General features: G+C 72.3%; 15 protein-coding genes. 3 read left to right on the forward strand and 12 right to left on the reverse strand.

The window, feature by feature from the left end:
- From ABEA24_RS33900 to ABEA24_RS33915, 4 genes are read right to left on the reverse strand one after another with little or no spacing between them, the layout of a single operon-like run.
- A complete protein-coding gene (locus tag ABEA24_RS33900) occupies nt 1–339 on the reverse strand; it encodes an acyl carrier protein (protein ID WP_345435957.1) in 339 nt (112 codons plus the stop codon).
- 44 nt (nt 340–383) lie between these two features.
- Nucleotides 384–2,279 carry a fatty acyl-AMP ligase gene (locus tag ABEA24_RS33905; protein WP_345435959.1) on the reverse strand — a complete coding sequence of 632 codons (1,896 nt, stop codon included), beginning with the start codon at nt 2,277–2,279 and terminating at the stop codon, nt 384–386.
- The gene (locus tag ABEA24_RS33910; protein WP_345435961.1) at nt 2,276–3,523 is read right to left on the reverse strand and encodes a glycosyltransferase; all 1,248 of its coding nucleotides are present in this window, start codon (nt 3,521–3,523) and stop codon (nt 2,276–2,278) included. Before ABEA24_RS33910 ends, ABEA24_RS33905 begins: the two co-directional genes overlap by 4 nt.
- 5 nt (nt 3,524–3,528) lie before the next feature.
- Nucleotides 3,529–5,142: an MFS transporter gene (locus tag ABEA24_RS33915; protein WP_345435963.1), complete on the reverse strand. Its 1,614-nt coding sequence runs from the start codon at nt 5,140–5,142 to the stop codon at nt 3,529–3,531.
- Between the two features lie 199 nt (nt 5,143–5,341).
- Here ABEA24_RS33915 and ABEA24_RS33920 point away from each other — a divergent pair, with 199 nt between their 5' ends.
- The 3 genes from ABEA24_RS33920 to ABEA24_RS33930 all read left to right on the forward strand — a co-directional run bounded on the left by ABEA24_RS33920 (nt 5,342) and on the right by ABEA24_RS33930 (nt 14,314).
- The gene (locus tag ABEA24_RS33920; protein ID WP_345435965.1) at nt 5,342–12,316 is read left to right on the forward strand and encodes an SDR family NAD(P)-dependent oxidoreductase; all 6,975 of its coding nucleotides are present in this window, start codon (nt 5,342–5,344) and stop codon (nt 12,314–12,316) included.
- 3 nt (nt 12,317–12,319) lie between these two features.
- A complete protein-coding gene (gene ccrA, locus ABEA24_RS33925) occupies nt 12,320–13,633 on the forward strand; it encodes a crotonyl-CoA carboxylase/reductase (RefSeq protein WP_345435967.1) in 1,314 nt (437 codons plus the stop codon).
- A 207-nt stretch (nt 13,634–13,840) separates the two neighbouring features.
- Nucleotides 13,841–14,314, forward strand: a complete 474-nt coding sequence (locus tag ABEA24_RS33930; protein WP_345435969.1) for a carboxymuconolactone decarboxylase family protein — start codon at nt 13,841–13,843, stop codon at nt 14,312–14,314.
- 105 nt (nt 14,315–14,419) lie between these two features.
- Here the strand turns inward: ABEA24_RS33930 and ABEA24_RS33935 are convergent, their stop codons facing one another.
- The 8 genes from ABEA24_RS33935 to ABEA24_RS33970 form a co-directional block, all read right to left on the reverse strand.
- Nucleotides 14,420–15,154, reverse strand: a complete 735-nt coding sequence (locus ABEA24_RS33935) for an NIPSNAP family protein (RefSeq protein ID WP_345435971.1) — start codon at nt 15,152–15,154, stop codon at nt 14,420–14,422.
- 64 nt (nt 15,155–15,218) lie between these two features.
- Complete coding sequence (locus ABEA24_RS33940) at nt 15,219–15,650, reverse strand: Rrf2 family transcriptional regulator (protein ID WP_345435973.1); 432 nt, start codon at nt 15,648–15,650, stop codon at nt 15,219–15,221.
- Between the two features lie 49 nt (nt 15,651–15,699).
- Entirely contained in the window at nt 15,700–16,539 is an 840-nt protein-coding gene (locus ABEA24_RS33945) for an NAD(P)H-binding protein (protein ID WP_345435975.1), read from the reverse strand.
- Between the two features lie 13 nt (nt 16,540–16,552).
- Complete coding sequence (locus tag ABEA24_RS33950; RefSeq protein WP_345435977.1) at nt 16,553–17,179, reverse strand: TetR/AcrR family transcriptional regulator; 627 nt, start codon at nt 17,177–17,179, stop codon at nt 16,553–16,555.
- A gap of 78 nt (nt 17,180–17,257) precedes the next feature.
- On the reverse strand, nt 17,258–18,841 hold the full coding sequence (locus ABEA24_RS33955) for an ATP-binding protein (RefSeq protein WP_345435979.1): 1,584 nt from the start codon (nt 18,839–18,841) through the stop codon (nt 17,258–17,260).
- Between the two features lie 33 nt (nt 18,842–18,874).
- Nucleotides 18,875–19,726 (reverse strand): DUF4097 family beta strand repeat-containing protein, encoded by an 852-nt coding sequence (locus tag ABEA24_RS33960; RefSeq protein WP_345435981.1) that lies wholly within the window; start codon nt 19,724–19,726, stop codon nt 18,875–18,877.
- Entirely contained in the window at nt 19,723–20,373 is a 651-nt protein-coding gene (locus ABEA24_RS33965) for a response regulator (protein WP_345435983.1), read from the reverse strand. Before ABEA24_RS33965 ends, ABEA24_RS33960 begins: the two co-directional genes overlap by 4 nt.
- Nucleotides 20,361–21,629 (reverse strand): sensor histidine kinase, encoded by a 1,269-nt coding sequence (locus ABEA24_RS33970; protein WP_345435985.1) that lies wholly within the window; start codon nt 21,627–21,629, stop codon nt 20,361–20,363. Before ABEA24_RS33970 ends, ABEA24_RS33965 begins: the two co-directional genes overlap by 13 nt.
- Nucleotides 21,630–21,686 lie beyond the last annotated feature (57 nt).

Consider the following 21,686-nt stretch of genomic DNA (forward strand, 5'->3'; position numbering starts at 1 on the left):
TCAGGCCGGGAGGTCGGTCGGGGTCGGTTGGTCGGGAAAGGCCGGGAGGTCGGTCGGGGTCGGTTGGTTGGGAAGGACAGCGTCGGGGGCTGGGCGGTCACCGACGCGCTCGCTCAGGTGGGCGGCGAGGGCGTCGATGGTCGGGTGGGTCCAGGCGAGGGTCGGCTCGACGTCCAGGTCGTACTCCGCCTCGATGTCGCCGCACAGGCTCATCGCGTACACCGAGTCCATGCCGTACTCGGCCAGCATGGCCGCCGGGTCGATGTCGGCGGGGGAGCGTTCGAGGTACTCGGCGACGCGCTGCGTGAGCCAGTCGCGGATCAGCGTTTCGCTGGGCAAGAGGGCCTCCGTAGAAGTGGTGCACCGGGTGAGGGGAGCCCGGTCTATCTGCCGGTGAGGGCGCGGAGCTCGGGTTCGAGCTCGGCGTGCAAGGGGCTGATCTCGCCGGCCAGGAACATCTCGCGCATCCGCCGCCGCTGGATCTTGCCGCTGGTGGTCTTGCCGACGCCGCCCCGCTGGACGAGTACGACGTTCATCGAGGGCAGGCCGAAGGCCCTCGCCAGCTCACCCTTGAGCTTTCTGGCGAGGTCCTCGTACGTGAGGTCGCCCAGGTCCTTGGGGCGTACCTCCTGGACCAGCACGACGTGCTCGCGCCCGTCCTCCACGCCGAACGCGGCGGCGGCCCGCGCCGCGGGGTGGACGTCCCGGCTCGTCTCTTCCACATCCTGTGGATAGATGTTCCGGCCGTTGACGATGATCAGATCCTTGAGCCGGCCGGTGACGTACAGCTCGCCGTCGTGCAGGAAACCGAGGTCGCCGGTGCGCAGGAACGGCCCCTCCCCGGTGGCCAGGCGCGCCCGGAAGGTCTCCTCGCTCGCCTCGGCGCGCTGCCAGTACCGCAGCGCGACGCTGCCGCCCGCGACCCAGATCTCGCCGATCCGGCCGTCGGGTAGCGGCTCGGCCGACTCGGGCCGGACGATCCGTACGGTCAGGTCGATGGGCCGGCCGCAGGCGACCAGCTCCACGCTGTCTCCCTCCCGACCAACCCACCCCGACCGACCTCCCGGCCCCTCCCGACCAACCCGTCCCGACGGTCCTTCCCGATCAGCCCGCCCCGGCCGGCCTTCGGGTTCTTCCTGACCGACCTGCTCTTCCCGACCAACCGGCCCCGGCCGACCTCCCGGCCCCGGCCGACCTCCCGGCGCTGACGGCTCGGCGCGGTCCTGCTCCAGCGCGGCGGCGTCGAAGCGGCCGACGACCGGCCCGCGCCCGCGCTCGGTGCCGGTGACGAGCAGCGTCGACTCGGCCATGCCGTAGCCCGGCGCCCAGACCTCCCGGCGGAACCCGAGGGGGCCGAACCGCCGTACGACCTTCTCCAGCGTCGCGGTGCGTACGGGCTCGGCGCCGTTGAGCGCCCAGGCGAGCGAGGACAGGTCCAGCCCGTCGAGCTGGTCGTCCTTGACCCCGCGCACCAGCCACTCGTAGGCGAAGTTCGGCGCGACGGTGTACCCGGCCCGGTAGCGGCTGATCATCCGCAGCCACAGCACCGGCTTCATCACGAACGACACGGGCGAGGTGAACGCCAGGCTGCCGCCCGCGTACAGCGGCTGGAGGAGCAGCCCGATCAGCCCCATGTCGTGGTAGTGCGGCAGCCAGCCCGCGCCGATCCCGTTCTCGGGACGGCCGAGCACCGTGTAGATCTGCGCCGAGTTGTGCAGCAGGTTCCCGTGGGAGAGCAGTACGCCGCGCGGCTCGCTGGTCGAGCCGGAGGTGTACTGCAGGTACGCCGGCGTGTCCGGCTCCAGCTCCGGCGTTCTCCACACGTCCGGGTCGGGGAGCTCGACGGCGTCGGTGGCGACGCACTCCACCCGGCCGTCGAGGCCGGCGTCGCGTAGCCATGCGGCGAGCAGCGGCGCGTTCGCGCTGTCCGTGAGCACCATCCGGATGTCGGCGTCCTTGATGATGCCCTCCGCGCGTTCCAGCGCGCGCGGATCGGTCGACGGCAGCGGCGACGGCACCGCGATCACCTGTGAGTACAGGCAGCCGAGGAACACCCGGAGGAACTCCAGCCCCGCCGGGTAGAGCAGCAGTGCCGCCTCCCCGCCCAGCCCGGCGCGGCCGAGCCACGCGCCCGCCGACCGCGCGCGGCGGTCCAGCTCCGCGAACGTCGCCCGCTCGACCTCGACCAGGTCGCCCTTGCGATCGTCGACGAACGCGTACCAGCGCTCGTCTCCGAAGCGCGCGACCTGGGCGCGCAGGTGGTGCACGAAGCTCGTCATCGACCGTCCCCGTTCATCCGATTCATCGGCCTGTCCAGCGCGGCGCAGGCGCGGCCGACGCCGTCCTCCGCCGCGATGCGCCGGCCGATCAACGCCGCCCGGCGGCGCATCCCGCCGTCGCGTACGGCCCTGGTGATCCGCTCGGCGAGCGACCCCGGCCCGAGCCGCTTGATCGGCAGCGGCGGCGGCCCGGCGCCGATCGCCGCCACCCGGTCGCCCCAGAACGGCTGGTCGCCGAAGAACGGGCAGACGACGGCGGGGATCCCGGCGCGCAGGGCGGCGGCGGTGGTGCCCGCGCCGCCGTGGTGCACGACCGCGAGCGTCCGCGGGAAGAGCCACGAGTGCGGCACGTCGCTCACGACGAGGACGTCGTCGTCCGCGTTCCCGTCGTCCCCGAGGGCGACGATCCCCCGGACGCCCGCGACGCGCAGCGCCGCCCGTACGGTCCGGAAGGTCGCCTCGGGGTCGCGGGGCACCATGCTGCCGAACCCGACGTAGACCGGCGGCGGACCGGAGGCGAGGAAGTCCGCGAGCCGAGGGTCCGGGGTCCAGGAGGGCTCGTCGAGGAACCAGTAGCCGGTGACGTGCACGGACGAGGGCCAGTCCGGCGGCCGCGGTACGAGGGCCTCGCTGAAGCAGGCCAGCACGGGGACGTCCCGGACGCTTCGCATCGGGCCGCTCAGGGAGAGCTTCGGCAGGCTGAGCGTGTCCCGGCGCCACGCGTTGACGATGGGCCGGCCCAGCTGCCAGGCGATCTGGTCGACGAGGTGGAAGCTCAGGCGCTCGGCCCCGAACGCCCGCGGCACGAGCGGGTGCGGGAACGCGTTCGTCGGATGGCTGGGCTGAAAGTGGATCAGCGCCTCGTCGACGCCCAGGTACTCGGCGAGATGGTGCCCGACGAATCCCAGCGTCGGGAACAGCAGCAGGTCGGCGTCCTTGCAGGCGGACCGGATCTCCTCGAGGAGCATCTCGGCCATCGGCCGGATGAGCCGTTTGAACCCGCTGACGAACCGCACGGGGTTGCGGCCGCCCAGCAGCCACTCACGGACCTCGTCGGTCTCCAGGAGCCGGGCCGGGTCGATGGACAGGACGGCGGTGTCGAGTCCCGCGGCCAGCGGCTCGTGGCCGGCGGCGATGATCAACCGTACGGCGTTGCCGCGCGCGGCGAGTTCCCGGCCGAGCGCGACGCAAGGCTGGACGTCCCCCCGGGAGCCGGCCGCCAGTATGACGATGGTGCGCGCCACCGCGGTCACCGGGTGCTCTCGGCAGGCGGCGACCAGGTCAGCAGCGGCGGCCGCTCCGGCGTGTCGGTTTCGGCAGGCGGCGTCCAGGTGAGCAGCGGCGGCGGTTCCAGGGCGGCGGGTGCGTCGGCGGTTGCCGACCGGGTAGGCAGCAGCGGCGGTTCCGGCGAGGCGGTGGTCTCGGCGGGCGGCGTCCAGGTCAGCAGGGGAGGCGGCTCCGGCGTGACGTGAGCGTCGGCGGCCTCGCTCCACGGCGGCCGGGCGTGCCGGGCACGGCGCTTCCGGGCCGGCAGCGTGACGAGGGCGATCAACGCGCCGAGGCAGACCAGGCCGGCGCCGCACAGCAGGCCGATCGAGGTCGCGTGCTGGAACGCTGCGGCGTGAGTCGCTCCGGAGGTCACCTCGGAGTCCTGCCGCGCCGCGATGATCAGACCGATGACGGCGATCCCGAACGCCCCGGAGACCTCCCGCCCGACGCTGAGGATCCCGCCCGCGACGCCGGCCCGCTCGTCGGGGATGGAGGTCAGAACGTACTGGGTGAGCGGCATGTTCAACGCCGAGCCGATGCCGATCAGGGCGACGCCGGGCAGCAGGTCGGTGTAGCCGTCGCCGGGGCGCAGCAGCGCGAACGCCGTCATCCCGACGGCCATGAGCAGCAGGCCCCAGGCGATCGTGGACCGCGCGCCGATCTTCCGGCCCACCCAGAACGACACCGGGGTCAGGAGCGCGATCACCACGGCCGGCGGCAGGAACACCGAGCCCGTCCTGGTCGGGGAGAACCGCAGCACCTCCTGCAGGAACAGCGAGGCGTAGAAGAGCACGCCGTTGAAGCCGACGCCCCACAGGATCTGCACCGCGACGCCGCCCGCGAACGCCCGGCTCCGGAAGAACACCAGGTCGATCATTGGCGTGGCCGCCCACCGCTCGACGACGATCAGCGCCACGAGCCCCACGGCGGCCAGGGCGAACGCGCCGAGCACCAGGCCACTGCCCCACCCGTTCGCGGAGACCTCACTGAGCGCGTACGTGACGGCGAACAGCGTCGTGCCGGAGGCGAGCATGCCGGGCAGGTCGACGCCCTCTGCCGTGGTGTCCCGCGACTCCGGGATGACCAGGAGGCCCAGCAGCACGACCAGCACGCCGGGCGCGAGGTTGATGAGAAAGATCCAGTTCCACGCCCAGTGCTGGGCGATGTACCCGCCGGCCACCGGGCCGAGCGCGAGGGCCAGCGCCGCGGAGCCCACCCAGACGACGGTGCCGGTCGCCTGCTCGCGTTCGGTACGGCCGACGGTGACGAGCGCGAGCCCGGCCGGGATGACCAGTGCGCCGCCGGCGCCCTGGACGACCCGGGCGGCGATGAGCGTCTCGGCGGTCTGCGCCAGCCCGGCGAGCCCCGACGCCGCCGTGAAGATCGTCAGGCCGATCAGGAAGATCTTCTTGCGGCCGTACACGTCCGCCATCCGGCCGCCGGCGAGCATCACGCTGGCGAAGATCAGGATGTACGAGGTGGCGACCCACTCCAGCGTGGGCAGGGAGATGCGCAGGTCACGCTGGATCGACGGCAGCGCGACGTTCACGACCGTGTTGTCCAGCGTGGTCATGAACCCGGCGACCGCGATCACAGTGAGCGTCCATCCATGTCGCGCGCGGGTCATTCGCCCTATAACGCCATATTCGCCACGGGGAGTCTTGTCATCGCAGTGATAAGGCGCGTGGGAGAAAAGTGGCCTATGTGCGCATCGAGACTCATGCCGGATAAGACACGGTGTTCACTCCTCAGCGTCTTTTCCCATGTGACCGTGTGTAATGGGGGTAGCACAAATGGCGGCTACCGAACCGGGCGAAGCCGGCCCCCGCCGACTCGAAAAGTCGGCGATTCGCCGCTTTCTCGTCGACGCCGTGGCGAGCCGATGCCGGGTGCCCTCTTCCGAGGTCGACCCGGACCAGCCGCTGGATGAGTTCGGCCTGACCTCGCGCGATGCGGTCGCCATCGCCGGTGAACTCGAACGCCTCATCGGTATGCGGCTGCCCGCCACCCTCGTTTACGAACATCCGACCATTGCCCGGCTCACCGACGCCATCGCCCACGGTGAATTCTCCGCTCCGGACGGTGATTTCGCGAATCGGCCGGAATCGGCCACAACTGATTTCGCCCACCCTATTGCGGTTGTCGGAATCGGCTGTCGTTTCCCTGGTGGCGTGTCCGGACCGGAGGCGTACTGGCGATTTCTCCTCGACCGCGGCGACGCGATCCGCGAGGTGCCCGACGGCCGCTGGGACGCCTTCGACGACGGCTCACTCGAGGACGTCACCCGGCTCGGCGGGTTCCTCGACGACATCGCCGGCTTCGACTCGCGGTTCTTCGGGATCACGCCCGACGAGGCCGACGTCATGGACCCGCAGCAGCGGCTCCTCCTCGAGGTCGCCTGGGAGGCGTTCCAGCACGCGGGCCTCGCGCCCCCGAGCCTGCGCGGCAGCCGCACCGGCGTGTTCGTCGGCGTCTCCGCCCCCGAGTACGGCTACGTCACCGGAACCGCGCCGCTGCGACCCTGGACCGCGACCGGCGCCGCGCTGAGCATCGTCGCGAACCGCCTTTCCTACCTCCTCGACCTCCGCGGCCCCTCGATGATCGTCGACACGGCCTGCTCGTCGTCGCTGGTCGCGACCCACCTGGCCGTACGGTCCCTGCGCGAGGGGGAGAGCGACCTGGCCGTCGCCGGCGGCGTCAACGTCCTGCTCTCCCCGCTGATCACCAAGACGTTCGACCTGGGCGGCGCGACCGCTCAGGACGGCCGCTGCAAGCCGTTCGACGCGTCCGGGGACGGCATGGTGCGCGCCGAGGGCTGCGGCGTGCTGATCCTCAAGCGGCTGTCGGACGCGCAGCGCGACGGCGACCGCGTGCTGGCGCTGATCCGCGGCTCGGCGGTCAACTCCGACGGCCGCTCCAACGGTTTGGTCGCGCCGAACGCCGAGGCCCAGGTCGCGGTCGTCCGGTCGGCGTACGCGGGCCTTCCCCGGCCCGACTACGTGGAGGCGCACGGCACCGGCACGTTCCTCGGCGACCCGATCGAGGCCCGAGCCCTCGGCACCGCCCTGGACTGGATCGGCCCGGCGACGGGTGCCGGGGGCGTGGTCGGGCCGGCGGCGGACGGCCTGGACGGGGAGGGCCGGGACACGGCCGGTCGGCCGGTTCTGATCGGGTCGGTCAAGTCCAATCTCGGGCATATGGAGGCCGCCGCCGGCGTCGCCGGGCTGATCAAGGTCGTTCTCGCGCTGGCCCATCGGCGGATCCCAGCGAGCCTGCACTACCGCGAGCCGAATCCGCACATCGACCTCCCCGGGCTCGGGCTGGCGGTCGCCGCCGACGAGACGCCGTGGCCCGGGACCGGCCGGCCCGCTCTCGCCGGGGTCTCCGGCTTCGGATTCGGCGGCACGAACGCGCACGTCGTCCTCGAAGAGGCCCCCGCGGCGGAGGACCTGCCACGCCCCCGCCGCGGGCCGGCCGTGCACACCCTCCTGCTCTCCGACGTCGAGGCCGACCGGATCGGGCCGTACGCCGCCGACCTCGCCGACCGGCTCGAGGCCGCGCCCGACTCGGCCCTGCCGGACGTCGCCCACACACTGAGCCGCCGCTTCGGGCGGGGCCGCGCGGCCGCCGCCGTCGTCGGCCGCGACCGAACGGCACTCGCCGAGGCGCTCCGCGCGCCGCGCATCACCGGCGCCACGATCGGCCGCGACGCCCGCCCGGTCTGGGTGTTCTCCGGGTACGGCGCGCAGCGGCCCGGCATGGGCCGGCGGCTCCTCGCCGAGGAACCGGCGTTCGCCGCCGCGATCGACGCGCTCGACGGGCCGTTCGCGGCCGAGGCCGGCTTCTCGCTGTGGGACGTGCTGGAGAGCGGTGAACGGGTCACCGGCGTGTACCGCACGATGACCACGCTGTTCGGCCTGCAGGCCGGGCTGGCCGCGCTGCTGCGCTCGTACGGCGCAGAGCCCGGCGCGGTGATCGGCCATTCGATGGGCGAGGTCGCCGCGGCGGTCGCCGCCGGGGCGCTGTCCCTCGCCGACGGCGTCAAGGTGATCACCACCCGCGCGCGCCTGCTCGACGGTCTCGCCGAGACGAGCGACGGGGCGATGCTCGTCCTCGGCTGCGCGGCCGACGACGCGCTCGGCCTCGTACGGGACGGCGCCGACGTGCACGTCGCGGTCCGCTCGTCGCCGCGGCAGACCGTCCTGACCGGAGACGCCGACGAACTCGCCCGGGTCGCCGCCCGTGCCACCGACGATGGCCTGCTGGCCCGGCTCGTCCAGGCGGAAGGCGCCGGCCACTCGCCCGCCGTCGACCCGATCCTCGACCCGCTGCGTGCCGAACTCGCGCACGTCCGCAGCGGCGCGGCCGACGTGCCGTTCTACTCAACCGTGCTGGAGAACCCACGCGAGGCCCCGGCGTTCGACGGCGGCTACTGGGCCGCCAACGCCCGCCGGACCGTACGCCTCGCCGACGCGATCGCCGCCGCCGCCGAGGACGGCTTCACGACGTTCGTCGAGGTGAACGCGCATCCTCTGCTCGCCCAGGCGATCGCGGAGACCGCCGACGGCGCGCTCGTCGTCCCGACGCTGCGCCGCCCTCCCCGGCGCTCCAGGCAGGAGCAGCCATCGGAGGTGGACGACACCGTCACCTTCCACGAGGCCCTCGCCACGCTGACCGTCCACGGCCACCTGCCCGCGCCCTCGCCGCCGGGCCGCGTCGTCGACGTTCCCGTCCCGGCGTGGGAGCACCGCCACCACTGGATCGACATCCCGCCGCGCGGCGTGGCCGGCCAGCATCCGCTGCTCGGTGCGCACGTCGAGCTGCCCGGCGAGGACCGGCACGTCTGGAGCGCCGACGTGGGCACGGCGGCGTCGCCGTGGGCGGACCGGCCGTTCGGGCAGCCGCTCCTGCCCGCCGCCGCGTACGCCGAGATCGCGCTGGCCGCGGGTGCCACGACCCTGGGGCCGGACGTGGCCGTCACCGGGCTGCACCTGGACCGGTTCCTGCCGCTCGAGGAGCACACGACCGTAACCACGTCCCTCACGGTCTCCCACGACGAGGCGGAGGTCGTCGACGTGCACGCGCGCACCGCCGCAGGCACCTGGACCCGCCTGGCCTCCGCCACCGTCACGCCGGCCGGCGGCCTTCCGACCGGCGGCCACCCGGCCGAAGCCCGTCCCACCGGCGACGTTCCGATCGGCGGCACTCCGGCAGGGGACATTCCGGCCAACGGACGGTCGGCCGACTCGGCCGAGGACACCGGAGTGGACGCCGAGGTCGAGATCGGACCGGCCGAGGAGGGCAATCGTCACTTCCGGCTCCACCCCGAGGTATTCGGCCGCTGCCTGGCCGCGCTCGCCGACCTGCTGGACCGCGGCGCGTCCGCCACGGACCCGGCCCGGCCCGCCTGGCTGCCGGAGTCGATCGGCACCGTGCGGGTGTACGGGCCGACGCGGCACGGCGGCCGCTGCCTGATCCGGCTCATCTCGACCAGCGACGGCCGTACCGCCGACCTCCGCCTGCTCGGGGAGGCGGGACGGGTCCTGCTCGAGGCCACCGACATCCGGATGCGCCCGTACGGGCGCACCGAGCTGCCCGTACCGCTGACCACGAAGCTGGCCGAGGTCGTCTGGGAGCCCGCCGAAGCGTCACCGACGACGAACGGCGACTCGTTCGCATCGGTCGGCTCGGGTGGCAGAGCCGCCGGTGTACCCCGCGCTGGAGTGTCGCCGGCGTCGCACGGCGTGCCGTTCGCGGGCGCGGCCGGCTCGGGCGATCGGGCCGCTGGCGTACCGCGCGCTGGAGTGTTGCCGGCGTCGGACGGTGTGTCGTTCGCGGACGTGGTCGTGCTGGCTGCCCCGGGCGACCCGGTCGCCGGCGAGCTGCCTGCCGGAGCGGTCCGCGCGATCGACGACTGGACCGCCGCCGAGCAGGTCGCCCGCGACCTCATGGCCTCAGGGGCGGGCGCCCGTACCCTCGGCAACGCGGCCGATGGCGACGGCGCCCCCGGCAGCACGACGGGCGAGGGCACGGCCGGTCATCCGGCGAGAGATGATGCGGCCGGTCACCCGGTGGGTGTGGACGCGATCGAGCGTCCGGTGGGCGATGACGTGAGCGGGGTTCCGGCGCAGGTCGTGGTCCTCGTGCCCGGCGATCTGACCGGTGAGCGGCTCGTGCTCGCGGTGTCCGGTCTGGTCCGCGGGTTGACGAGCGGGTCTGTGCCGCCTCGCCTGTGGCTGGTCACCCGGGGTGCGCTCCGCCCGACGGGCACGGGAGCGGGCGAGCCGGGGCAGGCGTTCGTCGGTGCGATGGTGCGGGTGCTCGGGTTCGAGACGCCGGCCCTGCGCGCCACCCATTTGGACCTCGACGCCACCGGACCGGCGGCCGTGGCCGCCGCGCAGATCGCCGCCGAGCTGCGCGCCCGCCCGGCCGACACCGAGATCGCCCGGCGCGGCGGCGCCCGGTACGTCGCCCGGCTGGCCGCTGCCCACCTCGGCGACGGAGATGCGCGCCCGGTGCAGGCGAGCGCGGGCCGGGCCACCGGGCACCGCCCGCGCAAGGTCGTCCGGCGGGGAGCCGCGTACGTGATCAGCGGTGGCTACGGCGGCCTGGGCCTGGTCACCGCCCGGCTGCTGGCCGAGCGCGGCGCGGGACGGATCGTGTTGTCCGGGCGCAGCGGTCCGCCGCCCGAGGCGGAGAAGGCCATCAGCGAGCTGCGTGAGGGCGGTGTGGAGGTCGAGGTGGTCCTCGGCGACGTCGCCGCGCCCGGCGTGGCCGAGCGGATGGTCGCCGCCGCCGGGGACCGGCTGCGCGGCGTCGTCCACGCCGCGGGCGCGCTCGCCGACCGGATCTTCGCTGACATCGACGCGGCCGACCTGCGCCGGGTCTGGGCCCCGAAGGTCGACGGCGCGTACCGGCTGTACGAGGCGGCGCGCGGGCACGACCTCGACTGGTGGGTCGCCTACTCCTCGGCCGCCGCCCTGCTCGGCTCCCCGGGCCAGGGCGCGTACGCCGCCGCCAACGCCGCGGTCGACGCCTTCGCCGGATTCCTCCGGGAGCAGGGCGTGCTCGCCGTCACGATCAACTGGGGCACCTGGTCGCGGGTCGGCGGAGCGGCGAACCTGACCGGCGGTCCCGCGAGCGGCATCGACCCGATCACCCCGGAGGAGGGCGCGGAGGCCCTCGAAGCGCTGCTCGCCCACGACCGGGCGGCCACCGGCGTGCTCCGTTTCGACCCGGGCCACGCGGTGAGCGCGTTCCCCGAACTCGGCCGCATGCCGTACTTCTCCGCGCTGGTCGGCGCGCTCCCGGAGGTCGCGGACGACTGGCCCGGCCCGGAGGCGCTGCGCGCCCTCGAACCCGATGCCGCCCGCACGCTGGTCCGCGACCGGGTCGCCGAGCGGGTCACCACCGTCCTCGGGTTCCGCCCCGACCCGGCGCAGTCCCTGACCGACCTCGGCCTGGACTCGCTCGTCGCGGTACGCATCAAGAGCGCGCTGGAACACGACTTCGGGCTCACGGTGCCCGCGACGGTGCTGCTGCAGGGCGGCAGCGTCGAGGTGCTGACCACCTGGGCGCTCACCGAGCTCCGCCTCGCCGACCCGGAGCCGCGTCCCGCCCCAGGCGAGCGGGCCTCCGGCACCGCACGACGCCCCGAACGCCCGGCGTTCGCCGAGACCCGCGATGCCTCCGGGCGCCCGGGGTTCGGCGAGACCCGCGACGCTTCCGGGCACCCGGGGTTCGTCGACGCCCGGGACGCCTCCGAGCGGCTCGTCGTCCGCGTCTTCGAACGTGTCCTCGGCGCCGACGGTGTCTCGGCCACCGACGACTTCTTCGCCCTCGGCGGGCGCGAGGACCAGGCACGTACCGTCCTGGAGATCCTCGAACTCGAGGTGGGCCGTCCGATCGACCACGCGGAGCTGTTCACCCGGCCGACGGTCGAACACCTCGCCTCGGTGATCCGTAAGGGCGAGGAGGATGCAGCGCGGCGCATCGTCCGGCCGCTCAGCCCGGCGACACGCGGACGGCCGTTCTTCTGCGCCCACCCGGCCGGCGGGACGACAGGCGTGTACCGGCAGCTGGCCACGCTCGTCGGCGGCCCGTTCTTCGGGCTGGAGCGCTTCGCCGACGCGCCCAGCGTCGAGGAACGCGCGGCCCGCTACGCCGCGCTGATCCGGGAGGCGCAGCCGCAGGGCCCGTACCGGCTCGGCGGCTGGTCGTTCGGCGGTGTGGTGGCGTACGAGACCGCCCGGATCCTCGGCGACGTCGAACTCCTCGCCCTGATCGACGCGGGGATCCCCCGGCGCGTCGACGACACGGCGGAGGCCGCCGCCCGCAGGTACGCCGACTTCGTCGCCTACCTCAACGAGACCTACGGCCTGGGCGTGACGCTCGACCGGGAGGAGCTGCGCCCGCTCGACGAGGAGGCTCAGCTCGCCCTGGTGATGGAGCGCGCCGCGCCGCTCATGGAGACGCTGCCGCCCGCGATCCTGCACCACCAGCTCACCTCGCACGAGGACACGCGGTCCCTGGAGGCGTACCGGCCGGAACCGTACGACGGGCGCGTGGTCCTCTACCGCGCGACCGAGCCGACGCCATGGACCGTACGGGACGCCCGGTACGAGCTCGACGAGACCAACGGCTTCGGCGACCTGTGCCCGCGCCTGGAGGTCGTTCCGATCCGGGGCGCGCACCACCTGAATCTGCTCGACCCACCGGCCGTCCATGCCCTCGCCGGCCATCTGGGGGCGCTCCTCACTGGGAGGTAATCCATGTCCGATCTGCTCGAAGCGGTCCGCGCGGGCGCCGGGCCCGCCGATCTGCTCTCCTGCGAGCTGCCGACGCGGTTCCGCGCCGCGCACACGCTCAAGGACGAGGTGGGCATCTTCGACGGCGAGACGGACAAGGACGTCCGGCGCTCCATCCACGTCGGCGAGGTGGAGATGCCCGAACCGGCCCCGGACGAGGCCGTCGTCGCGGTGATGGCCGCCGCGATCAACTACAACACGATCTGGTCCGCGATCTTCGAGCCGATCCCGACGTTCGCGTTCCTGGAGAAGCTGGGCCGTACGGGCCGGTGGGGCGCGCGGCACGACCAGCCGTACCACGTCCTCGGCTCCGACGCCACCGGCGTCGTCGTCCGGACCGGCGACGGCGTGCACAACTTCAAGGTCGGGGACCGGGTCGTCGTCCACGCCGGCGTCATGGACCACCAGCACCCCGCCAGCCAGGAGGACGCCGTCTCCAGCCCCGCCCTCGCCTGGGGCTTCGAGAACAACTACGGGGCGTTCGGCGAGTTCACCGTCGTCAAGGCCAACCAGCTGATCCGCAAACCCGCCCACCTGACCTGGGAGGAGGCGGCGGCGAACACGCTGTGCGCGGCGACGGCGTACCGGATGCTGGTCGGCGCCCACGGCGCCCGCATGAAGCAGGGCGACGTCGTCCTGGTCTGGGGCGGCACGGGCGGACTCGGCTCGTACGCGGTGCAGCTCGTCAAGAACGGCGGCGGCATCCCGGTCGCCGTGGTCAGCTCCGAGGAGAAGGCCGAACTGGTCCGGCGCCAGGGCTGCGACCACGTCATCAACCGCGCCGAGCTGGGACTCGGCGAGGAGGGGCTGCGCAGCCCGAAGGCGTGGCGGCGGCTCGGCGAGCGGATCCGCGCCCTCACGGGGGAGGACCCGCACATCGTGTTCGAGTACCTGGGCGCGGAGACGTTCGGGGCGTCGGTGTACGTCGCCCGGCGCGGCGGCAAGATCGTCACGTGCGGTTCGTCGACGGGCTATCGGCACGAGTACGACAACCGGTTCCTGTGGATGAACATCAAGAGCATCGTCGGCAGCCACGGGTTCAACTACCACGAGGCCGTCGAGACCAACCGCCTGATCGGCCTCGGCATGATCCACCCGACGCTGTCCACGGTCTACACCTTGGACGGGGCGGGCGAGGCGACCCGCGCGGTGCAGACCAACCAGCACATCGGCAAGGTCGGCCTGCTCGTCAGCGCGGAGAAGGAGGGACTCGGCGTCGAGGATCCGGCCCTGCGCGAGCGCATCGGCGAGGACAAGCTCACCCTCTACCGCCGCTGACCCACCGCCACGCCCCGCCGAGACCCGACTCCGTCTCGGCGGTGGCCGGCTGGCGGCGACGTATGCCCGGCGGCCCGCGGCCGGGCTCTTCTCGACTCGGCCACGTCGGTCGTCTGTTGGTGGCGCAGGTCACACGGGGTGGGATGTCACAAAGAAACGGGTCGGCGTCGTCTCCTGTTCGACAAGTCATCCCAGCAGGAGGCCAGCATGGACGCTCGCTTGAACCTCATCGCCAGCCCGGTCGCGGCCAAGTTCGGGAAGCACATCGTCTCGGCGAGCAAGGCGCTCTCGGACTCGACGCTGCCGGTCGCGACGCAGCACCTGGTGACGCTGCGCGCCAGCCAGATCAACGGCTGCGGCTTCTGCACCGACATGCACACCAAGGACGCCGAGCACGCCGGAGAGACCTCGGTGCGCCTCAACCTGGTCGCGGCCTGGCGGGAGGCCACGGTGTTCACCGATGCCGAGCGCGCCGCGCTGGAGCTGACCGAGCAGGGCACCCGCATCGCGGACGCGGCCGGTGGTGTCACCGACGAGGCCTGGGCGAACGCCGCCAAGCACTTCGACGAGGAGCAGCTCGCCGCCCTGGTGTGCCTCATCGGCCTCATCAACGCGTTCAACCGCATGAACGTCATCGTCAAGCAGCCCGCCGGCGACTACCAGCCCGGCCAGCACGCATAACCCGCGCATAACCAGAGATCTCCTGGCTCCACCTCGAAGAGTCCCAGCAGCCGGCGTGAGGGTTTCTCACGCCGGCGGGGTCTGTCAGCGCGCGGTGGACGGCCGTCAGCGCAGGAGGGAGCGGGCGGTCGGGGTCAGTGTCAGCCGCTGTGGCTCACCCGTGATCGCCGCCGATAGGTGTGGTAGCAGCTGATCGTTCCAGACCCCGGACTGCTCCAGGTGGCGAAGGTGGGCGGTGAGATCGGCACGGTCGGCGAACCGGGCGAACCACACGAAGACGTTCTCGCCGACGCGTACGGGCAGGGCGGTGTAGGTGTTCTCGGCATGCTCGGTCTGCAGGCACGCGAGCGGTGTCGCTCCGGCCTCGGCCAGCACCGGCCGCACGCGGTCCCGGAAGAAGTCCGCGAACTCCTGATCGAACGGCCGGTCGCGGTGGTAGATCGTCGCGACGACGAGCGACGACGGCGTCTCCGTTTGCCCGATCGGGGACCGGGAGACGGCGGGCATCGGAAAGCCGGACTGCTCGTCCACCGGCCGTAGCAGCAGCGCGTCCGACGTGTCGACCATCGTGGCCCTGGCCGCGTCCCGGTGGGCCGCCCACACAGGCCCACCGTAGAAGGCGCGGAGGGCCGCCTCTCGCCTTCGCATGTCCGGGAAACCGCGCAGCCAGACGAATCGATCGGCGGCGTCCACGTCGCGGAACTGGCCCATCAGTTCCATGCCGGTCGCCTCTTGCGATTCGACGAACTCCCGCTCGAAGAGGTCGATCAGGACATCGCGCTTCCCGTCGTGCAACGTGTACTGCCGCAGTTCCACGACGTTGGATCGGGTGCCGTTCATCGGGCTCCATCTGTAACTGGCTTTATTACATTTCGGCCGTGCCGGATCCGGGCGGCGACGACGCTCACGTCACCTGCAAGGTCTCGCGGAGCACGTCGGCGATCGACGTACGGCCGAGCTCGCGTCGCAGGGCCTGCTCGGCGTCCCCGTAGACCGACCCGAGTGCCGGCCGGATGCCCTTGCCGACCGGGCACTCCAGGTTCGGCTCGGTGTGGTGCATTCCGAAGAGCGGCTCCCGCTCGACCGCGTCGTACACCTCGACGAGAGTGATCTCCTCGGGCGGCCGGGCGAGGCTCCATCCGGCCCCGGCGCCGTGGCGTACGCTCACGAGCCCCGCCCTGCGAAGATCCCCCAGGCTGCGCCGGATGACCACCGGATTGGTGTTGACGCTCGCGGCCACCTGGTCCGAGGTCAGCTCATCGCGCCCCTGCCGCTGGGCCAGTGCCATCCACGCCAGAGCGTGAACGGCGATCGTGAGCCTGCTGTTCGCCGCCATCCCACCTCCTGTAATAAGGAAGGTTACAGAAGGGGCGCCGCGTCGGCGATCACCGGAAGTCGTCGGCGTGGTCGCGGGCCCACTGGGCGAAGGTGCGCGCAGGGCGGCCGGTGATCTCCTCGACGATGGTCGAGGTCTGGGCCGGTGTGCCGTTGCAGGCCGCCCACAGGCGCAGGAACGTCTCGACGCCGATCGCGGGCATGGTCTTCCCCATCTCCGCCCGCGCCTCCTCGACGGAGATCACTTCGAAGCGGACGCTACGGCCGATCGCGTCGCCGATCTGTTCGACCTGCCGCCGCAGGGTGAGCGACTCCACGCCGTGCATGGTGTAGGCCCGCTGCCGGTGGCCCGGTTCGGTCAACGCGGTGACGGCGAGAGCGGCCATGTCCTTCTCGTGGATCGGGGCGGTCTGGGCGTCCGGGTACGGGGTGCGTACGACGGCCTGCTCTCGGATCGACCGCTGCCACCACCACAGGGTGTTGGTGGCGAACATCCCCGGGCGGATGAACGTCCAGGCGATGCCCGACCGTTCGAGGGCCTCCTCGACGGTGCGGTGCTGCCGGGCGATCGGGTTCTGCTCGGCGCCGGGGGCCACGACCGACCCCGACGACAGCAGCACCACGTGCCGGACGCCGGCGGCTTGAGCGGCCTCGACGAATCCCTCGATGCCGTCCGGCTTGGTGTAGAGGAACACCTTGTCCACGCCCTCAAGGGCGGCGGGCAGTGTCTCGGGCCGTTCCAGGTCGGCCGCCACGACCTTCATCCGCGGCGGCAGGCCCGCGACGTCGGGGGTCCGGCTCGTCCCGCGTACCTGCTCGCCGGCGGCGAGCAGACCGTCGGCGACGTACCGGCCCACGTTTCCCCGGGCACCGAAGACGACCGTGACCATGTCGAGGACCTTCCTATTCTCCGGCTCCGCCGAGGAGCCTGATCAGTTGACGGTGGAGCCTCTGCCGGGTCTCGGGCGCCATCGGATCGTCGCCCAGGATGTCCCGGACGAACTGCGGCATCGCGATCGGCGCGAAGACCAGGGCGTAGGCGACCAGGAGCGCGAACTCCGGCTCGATCGCGTCGGTGACCTCCCCGGACCGCTGGCGCAGGCGCATCTTCTCCACCGCCCCGGCCAGCTTGGACCGCTGGGCCTCCGCGTAGCGCTCGCCCTCCTCGGCGTCGGTGAACGGGCAGTCGCCCAGCGCCTGCCAGATCACCAGCCGGGCCCAGTCGGGACGGTCGAGCGTCGCGTCGAGGTACGCGGCGATCGACTCCTCGAAGGACGCGTCGGGGGCCGCGATCGACGACTCGACCCGCTGCCACCGGCGGCGCAACTCCTCCAGCAGGCCCTGCTTACCGCCGAAGTAGTACGAGATCAACTGCTGGTTGACGCCCGCCCGCGCGGCGATCCCGGCGGTGCGCGCGCCCGCGTACCCCTTGGCCCCGAACTCGGCCACGGCGGCGTCGAGGATCCGCTCGCGGGTCTGCTCGGCGGCCTTGCCGCGATCCTCCGGCCGCGGCGCCCTCCGTGTCGGCATGATCGAGACGATAGTCAATCAAGTAAATGAATGACAACTCTCAATCGGATGCCTGACGTCGCCCGCACCCTGGCTCACTCAGGCGCGAAGGAGGGTTATATGACGTCCCGTCGGAGTACGCGCGGTGCTGAGGGCGGTGCGATCCGGCAGGGGCGAGGCGTTCGGCCGGCGATCGAAGATGACGAGGGTGCCGGTGTCCAGCCCCAGGCGGTTGAGGTAGCCGTCCAGCTGAGTCAGGCCCACGGGTAGCGGGTCGGGGCGGCCGGGGTGATGGACCTTCAGTTCGACGGCCTCCCACTGCGACGTGGGTTCGCCGTTCGCCTCGATGCAGGGCCAGCGGACGACGACGTCGATACGGCCGCGTCCGACGCCGTACTCGCGGTCGATGCAGCCGCCGCCGTTCACGACGCGGTGGAGGAAACCCAGGAAGACCAGCTGGCAGGCGGCCTCGTGGTAGGTCTCCCGGTTGGACAGGATCTCTCCGTGCAGCTTCCAGAAGACCACGAACTCCTCCAGGAGCCTGTGGAAGTCCAGGCGGCCCTCGCGGGTGACGAAGCTGCGGGGTTCGGCCGTGACGACCGATTCGGTGCTCCCGGCCAGGACCCGGAGGATCACTTCCTGGTAGATGGGATTGGCCACCTGCACGGGTTGGGCCCGTGAGATCAGGCCGAGATCTCGTGCGTAGGACAGGTCTTCGTCGTACGTGGCCTCCAGGTCAGGAAGCTCGCCCGCGATGAGAGGTTCGATGATGCGCTGTATGCGCGGCTCGTGTAGCCGGGCCACCAGGGAGTCCAGGTGCGTGGCCCTGGTGATGATCAGCCGCTCGACCGCCTGGTCCATGTGCGCATCAGTGATCGGTTCCGGCGGCGCGATCCCCATCGCCCGTGTCGTCTCGTCGGCCAGCGCGTTCACCAGCCAAGGCTGGCCCTGGCTCGCCTCGAACGCGCGCTGCACCGCGGTCGGGGTGAACTTCTGCCCGGTGGCCGACGTGTGCTGTTCGTAGAGCTCGGCCACTTCGTCGGCGGTGAAGTCGTCGAGGCGCAGGGACGCGGCCTTGATGTTGAACGGGCTCGAGGTGCCCAGCCGGTTCGGATCGCCGCCCGAAGCGGCCTTGTAGTCGCGTACATCCCGCAACCCGCACAGTACGACCGAATGCGGGAAGGGAGCGGGCCGGGCGGTGTAGCCGTCGCGCAGCTGGCTCAGCACACTGATCAGGCTGTCGCCCCGGAGCGCGTCGATCTCATCGAAGAACAGCACCAGCGGCAGCGGGCACCGGCTGGCCCAGGCGGTCAGGCCGCGCCGCAGCATCGATCCCGGGGAGGTCTCCGGCCACGGATCCGGCGGCATCTGGTCCGCCGGCACGCTGCCGGCGATCACCTCTTCCCGGATCGCCTGCAGCACCATCCGCTCGGCCGCCGCGTAGTCGTCGCCCGCCGCCCTGGCCCGCTCGCACGAGAAGCGCACCGCGAGGTGACGGCCCTCGCGGGTGAGCTGACCGGCCAGCGCCGCGAGAGTGGTCGTCTTCCCCGTCTGACGGGGCGCGTGCACCACGAAGAACCGGCCCTCGTCGATGAGCGCCCGAGCCTGCGGCAATCGCGGCTGCGGCGGCAGCAGGTAGTGCCGGTCAGCCAGGCACGGCCCCGTGGTGTTGAAGTACTTCACGCAGCGTAGGCTATCGGCCACGCTGTGCTGGGTTTAGTGGTTCGTGTAACGCACTTCGGCCGATCCCGAAGAGGTGTGGATCTCGATGCGGCGGTCGGAGGTGTTGTCCTGCAGGCCCGCGGCGATGTCCGGCTTGGCGAACGACGACTCTCCCTCCACCCGGTAGCGCTGCCCCGGCGGCACGCCGATCGAGATGGAGCCGGAGCTCGTTCGCGCCGTGACGTCCCGCGGCGCGGTCCGGAACTCCAGCGTCGTGGCTCCGGACGACAGCCCGACGTCCACCTGGGACGAGTCGAGGGCCGTTCCGTTGATCACCCCCGAGCTGGCACGCGCCCACACGGGCCCCGCCAACCGCTCCATCGACACGACGCCGGAGCTGGTCTGCAGCCGTACGGCGCCCGTGAGCCCCGTGGCGGAGACCGTTCCGGATGAGGACCTCGCCTGCAGCGCGACCTCGGCCGGGACCTGGATGCGGAGCCCGACGCCGCACTCCAGGCTGCTGAACAGGACGCTTCCCTGCCCGCACACGGCCTTGAGCCGGAGGGTGGTGCCGTCCCACGACCGCTCGACGTGCGGCTTGTTCAGCGCCCACTTCAGCGTCTGGTCCACGGTCACCTGCCCGGCGGGCCCGGCGGTGACCTCGACCTCGCCGGCGCCCACTTCCACCTCCAGCGCCGTGATCGGATGAGGACCGGACATGATCCGGCTGTCGTGGGTCTGGCGGATCAGCCGCCCCCACATCTGCACGCCGTTCGGCACGACCACCACGAACGCGGTCAGCGCCGCGACGGTCAGCCAGAGGCCCTTGCGGCGCGGGCGCTGCGGGGGTGCCTCGGCGGCGGGTTCCCGGGTCGGGGTCTCCGCGAGACCAGGGGACGCGCTCATGATCCACCCTCCAAGAACCGGAGTACGGCGAGGACCCGGCGGTGGTCGGCGCTTGCGCCGCCCACGAGGCCGAGCTTGGCGAAGATGTTGTTGATGTGCTTGGCGACGGCGCTCTCGCTGACGACGAGGGCCTCGGCGATGCCGCTGTTCGAGCGCCCTTCGGCCATCAGCGCCAGGACGTCCCGCTCGCGCGGGGTGAGCCCCTCGAGCGGGTCGTTCTGCCGCCGGACGAGCAGCTGGGCGACGACCTCCGGGTCGAGGGCGGTGCCGCCGGAGGCGACACGGCGCAGCGAGTCGAGGAAGGACGAGACGTCGGCGACCCGGTCCTTGAGCAGGTAGCCGATGCCGCTGGTGTTGGCGGCGAGGAGATCCGCGGCGTACCGCTCCTCGACGTACTGCGACAGCAGCAGCACGGCGACGTCCGGCCACTGCCGGCGGATGACCAGGGCCGCCCGTACGCCTTCGTCGGAGTAGCCCGGGGGCATCCGCACGTCCGTGATCACCGCGTCGGGCCGGTGCTTCTCGACCGCTGCGAGCAGGCCGTCGGCATCCCCCGAGGCGTCGGCCACCTCGAACCCCGACGTCTCGAGCAGCTTGATCAACCCGGCCCGGAGCAGGACGGAATCCTCAGCGATCACAATGCGCACGGCAACTCCACGGTGATGACGGTCGGCCCACCGGCCGGACTGGTGATCCGGAACGTACCGTCGACCGACGCGATGCGCTGCCGCAGCCCGTTGATGCCCGTGCCGCCGGCAGGGTCGGCGCCGCCGATCCCGTCGTCGGTGATGGTCATCCGCAGGATGTCCCCCTGGCGGGCCAGCGCCATCTCGACGTGAGAGGCGCGGGCGTGCTTGGTGACGTTGGTGAGGGCCTCGGAGGCCACGAAGTACGCGACGGCCTCCACGGTCGGCGCGGGGCGTACGGGCACGTCGACGCGCAGCTTCACGGGGAGTGGCGCGCGGGCGGCGATGCCCGACAGCGCGGCGTCCAGGCCCCGGTCGTCGAGGACGGCCGGGTGCAGGCCCCGGACGACGTTCCGCAGTTCGGTGAGGGCCTCCTTGGCCTCCGTGTGCGCCTCGGTGATCACCTGCATGGCGTCGTCGGGCACACCGGTGAGGGTCTCCCGGGCCAGCCCGAGGTTCATCGCGAGCGAGACGAGCCGCTGCTGTACGCCGTCGTGCAGGTCGCGCTCGATGCGGCGGCGTTCGGCGTCCGCCGCGTCGACGACGCCGGCCCGCTTCTCGGCGAGATCCTCGACCTGGCGTTCGAGCTCTTCGGCGCGGCTCGGCCCGAGCAGGGCCCGCGCGGCGCGGGCGTCCAGCCGTGTGACCAGCGTGGCCACGGCGGGCGTGACGAGCAGGATCAGGACACCGGACAGGGTCAGGTTGGTGTACAGCCTGTACTGCCCAGGCATCGCGAGCGGGCTGTGCAGCGGCAGGGCCCACCCGTACGCGTAGAGCAGCGCCAGCCCGAAGCCGGCCGCCCACATCACGATGACCAGCAGCCCGCCCAGGACGAGGACCGGACCCACCAGCGCGTGGTAGGCCACCTGCCGCCACGTCGCCGGGGAGCGCAGGAAGGCCCGGACATCGCGCCCGACTGAGGGAGGCGCCGGGAGGTCGACGCCGAGCAGCCCCCAGAACCGGCTCCGCTGGACGGCCGTCAACGGCTTCAGCAGGACGAGCGGCAGCAGGAGGGAGATCCCGAGGCTGATCAGGACCTCTCCCACCGACTCGATGTCGCCCATTACCGTCCAGGACGCCACGACCATCGAGAGCGCCACGGCGTGGACGGGAACGCCGGCCGTGACGAAGGCCGTGTTCCGCCACGCGCCGCGCGACAACGGAAGGTAGTCGGTCCATCGAGGGGAGGCGCGGTGCTGTGAGACCGCTTGTGTCATGAGAGGACCCTATTCGGGCCGGTCTCCGGCACACCATGAAGCAGACTCCCGATCGAG

Origin of the sequence: Actinoallomurus vinaceus (genome assembly GCF_039542055.1) — a bacterium.
GTDB lineage: Bacteria > Actinomycetota > Actinomycetes > Streptosporangiales > Streptosporangiaceae > Actinoallomurus > Actinoallomurus vinaceus.

Coding starts and splice junctions, on each gene's coding strand:
- ABEA24_RS33945 (WP_345435975.1), bottom strand. CDS start 16,539: ATGGTCACGGTCGTCTTCGGTGCCCGGGGAAACGTGGGCCGGTACGTC.
- ccrA (WP_345435967.1), top strand. CDS start 12,320: ATGTCCGATCTGCTCGAAGCGGTCCGCGCGGGCGCCGGGCCCGCCGAT.
- ABEA24_RS33950 (WP_345435977.1), bottom strand. CDS start 17,179: ATGCCGACACGGAGGGCGCCGCGGCCGGAGGATCGCGGCAAGGCCGCC.
- ABEA24_RS33920 (WP_345435965.1), top strand. CDS start 5,342: ATGGCGGCTACCGAACCGGGCGAAGCCGGCCCCCGCCGACTCGAAAAG.
- ABEA24_RS33930 (WP_345435969.1), top strand. CDS start 13,841: ATGGACGCTCGCTTGAACCTCATCGCCAGCCCGGTCGCGGCCAAGTTC.
- ABEA24_RS33905 (WP_345435959.1), bottom strand. CDS start 2,279: ATGACGAGCTTCGTGCACCACCTGCGCGCCCAGGTCGCGCGCTTCGGA.
- ABEA24_RS33940 (WP_345435973.1), bottom strand. CDS start 15,650: ATGGCGGCGAACAGCAGGCTCACGATCGCCGTTCACGCTCTGGCGTGG.
- ABEA24_RS33960 (WP_345435981.1), bottom strand. CDS start 19,726: ATGAGCGCGTCCCCTGGTCTCGCGGAGACCCCGACCCGGGAACCCGCC.
- ABEA24_RS33935 (WP_345435971.1), bottom strand. CDS start 15,154: ATGAACGGCACCCGATCCAACGTCGTGGAACTGCGGCAGTACACGTTG.
- ABEA24_RS33970 (WP_345435985.1), bottom strand. CDS start 21,629: ATGACACAAGCGGTCTCACAGCACCGCGCCTCCCCTCGATGGACCGAC.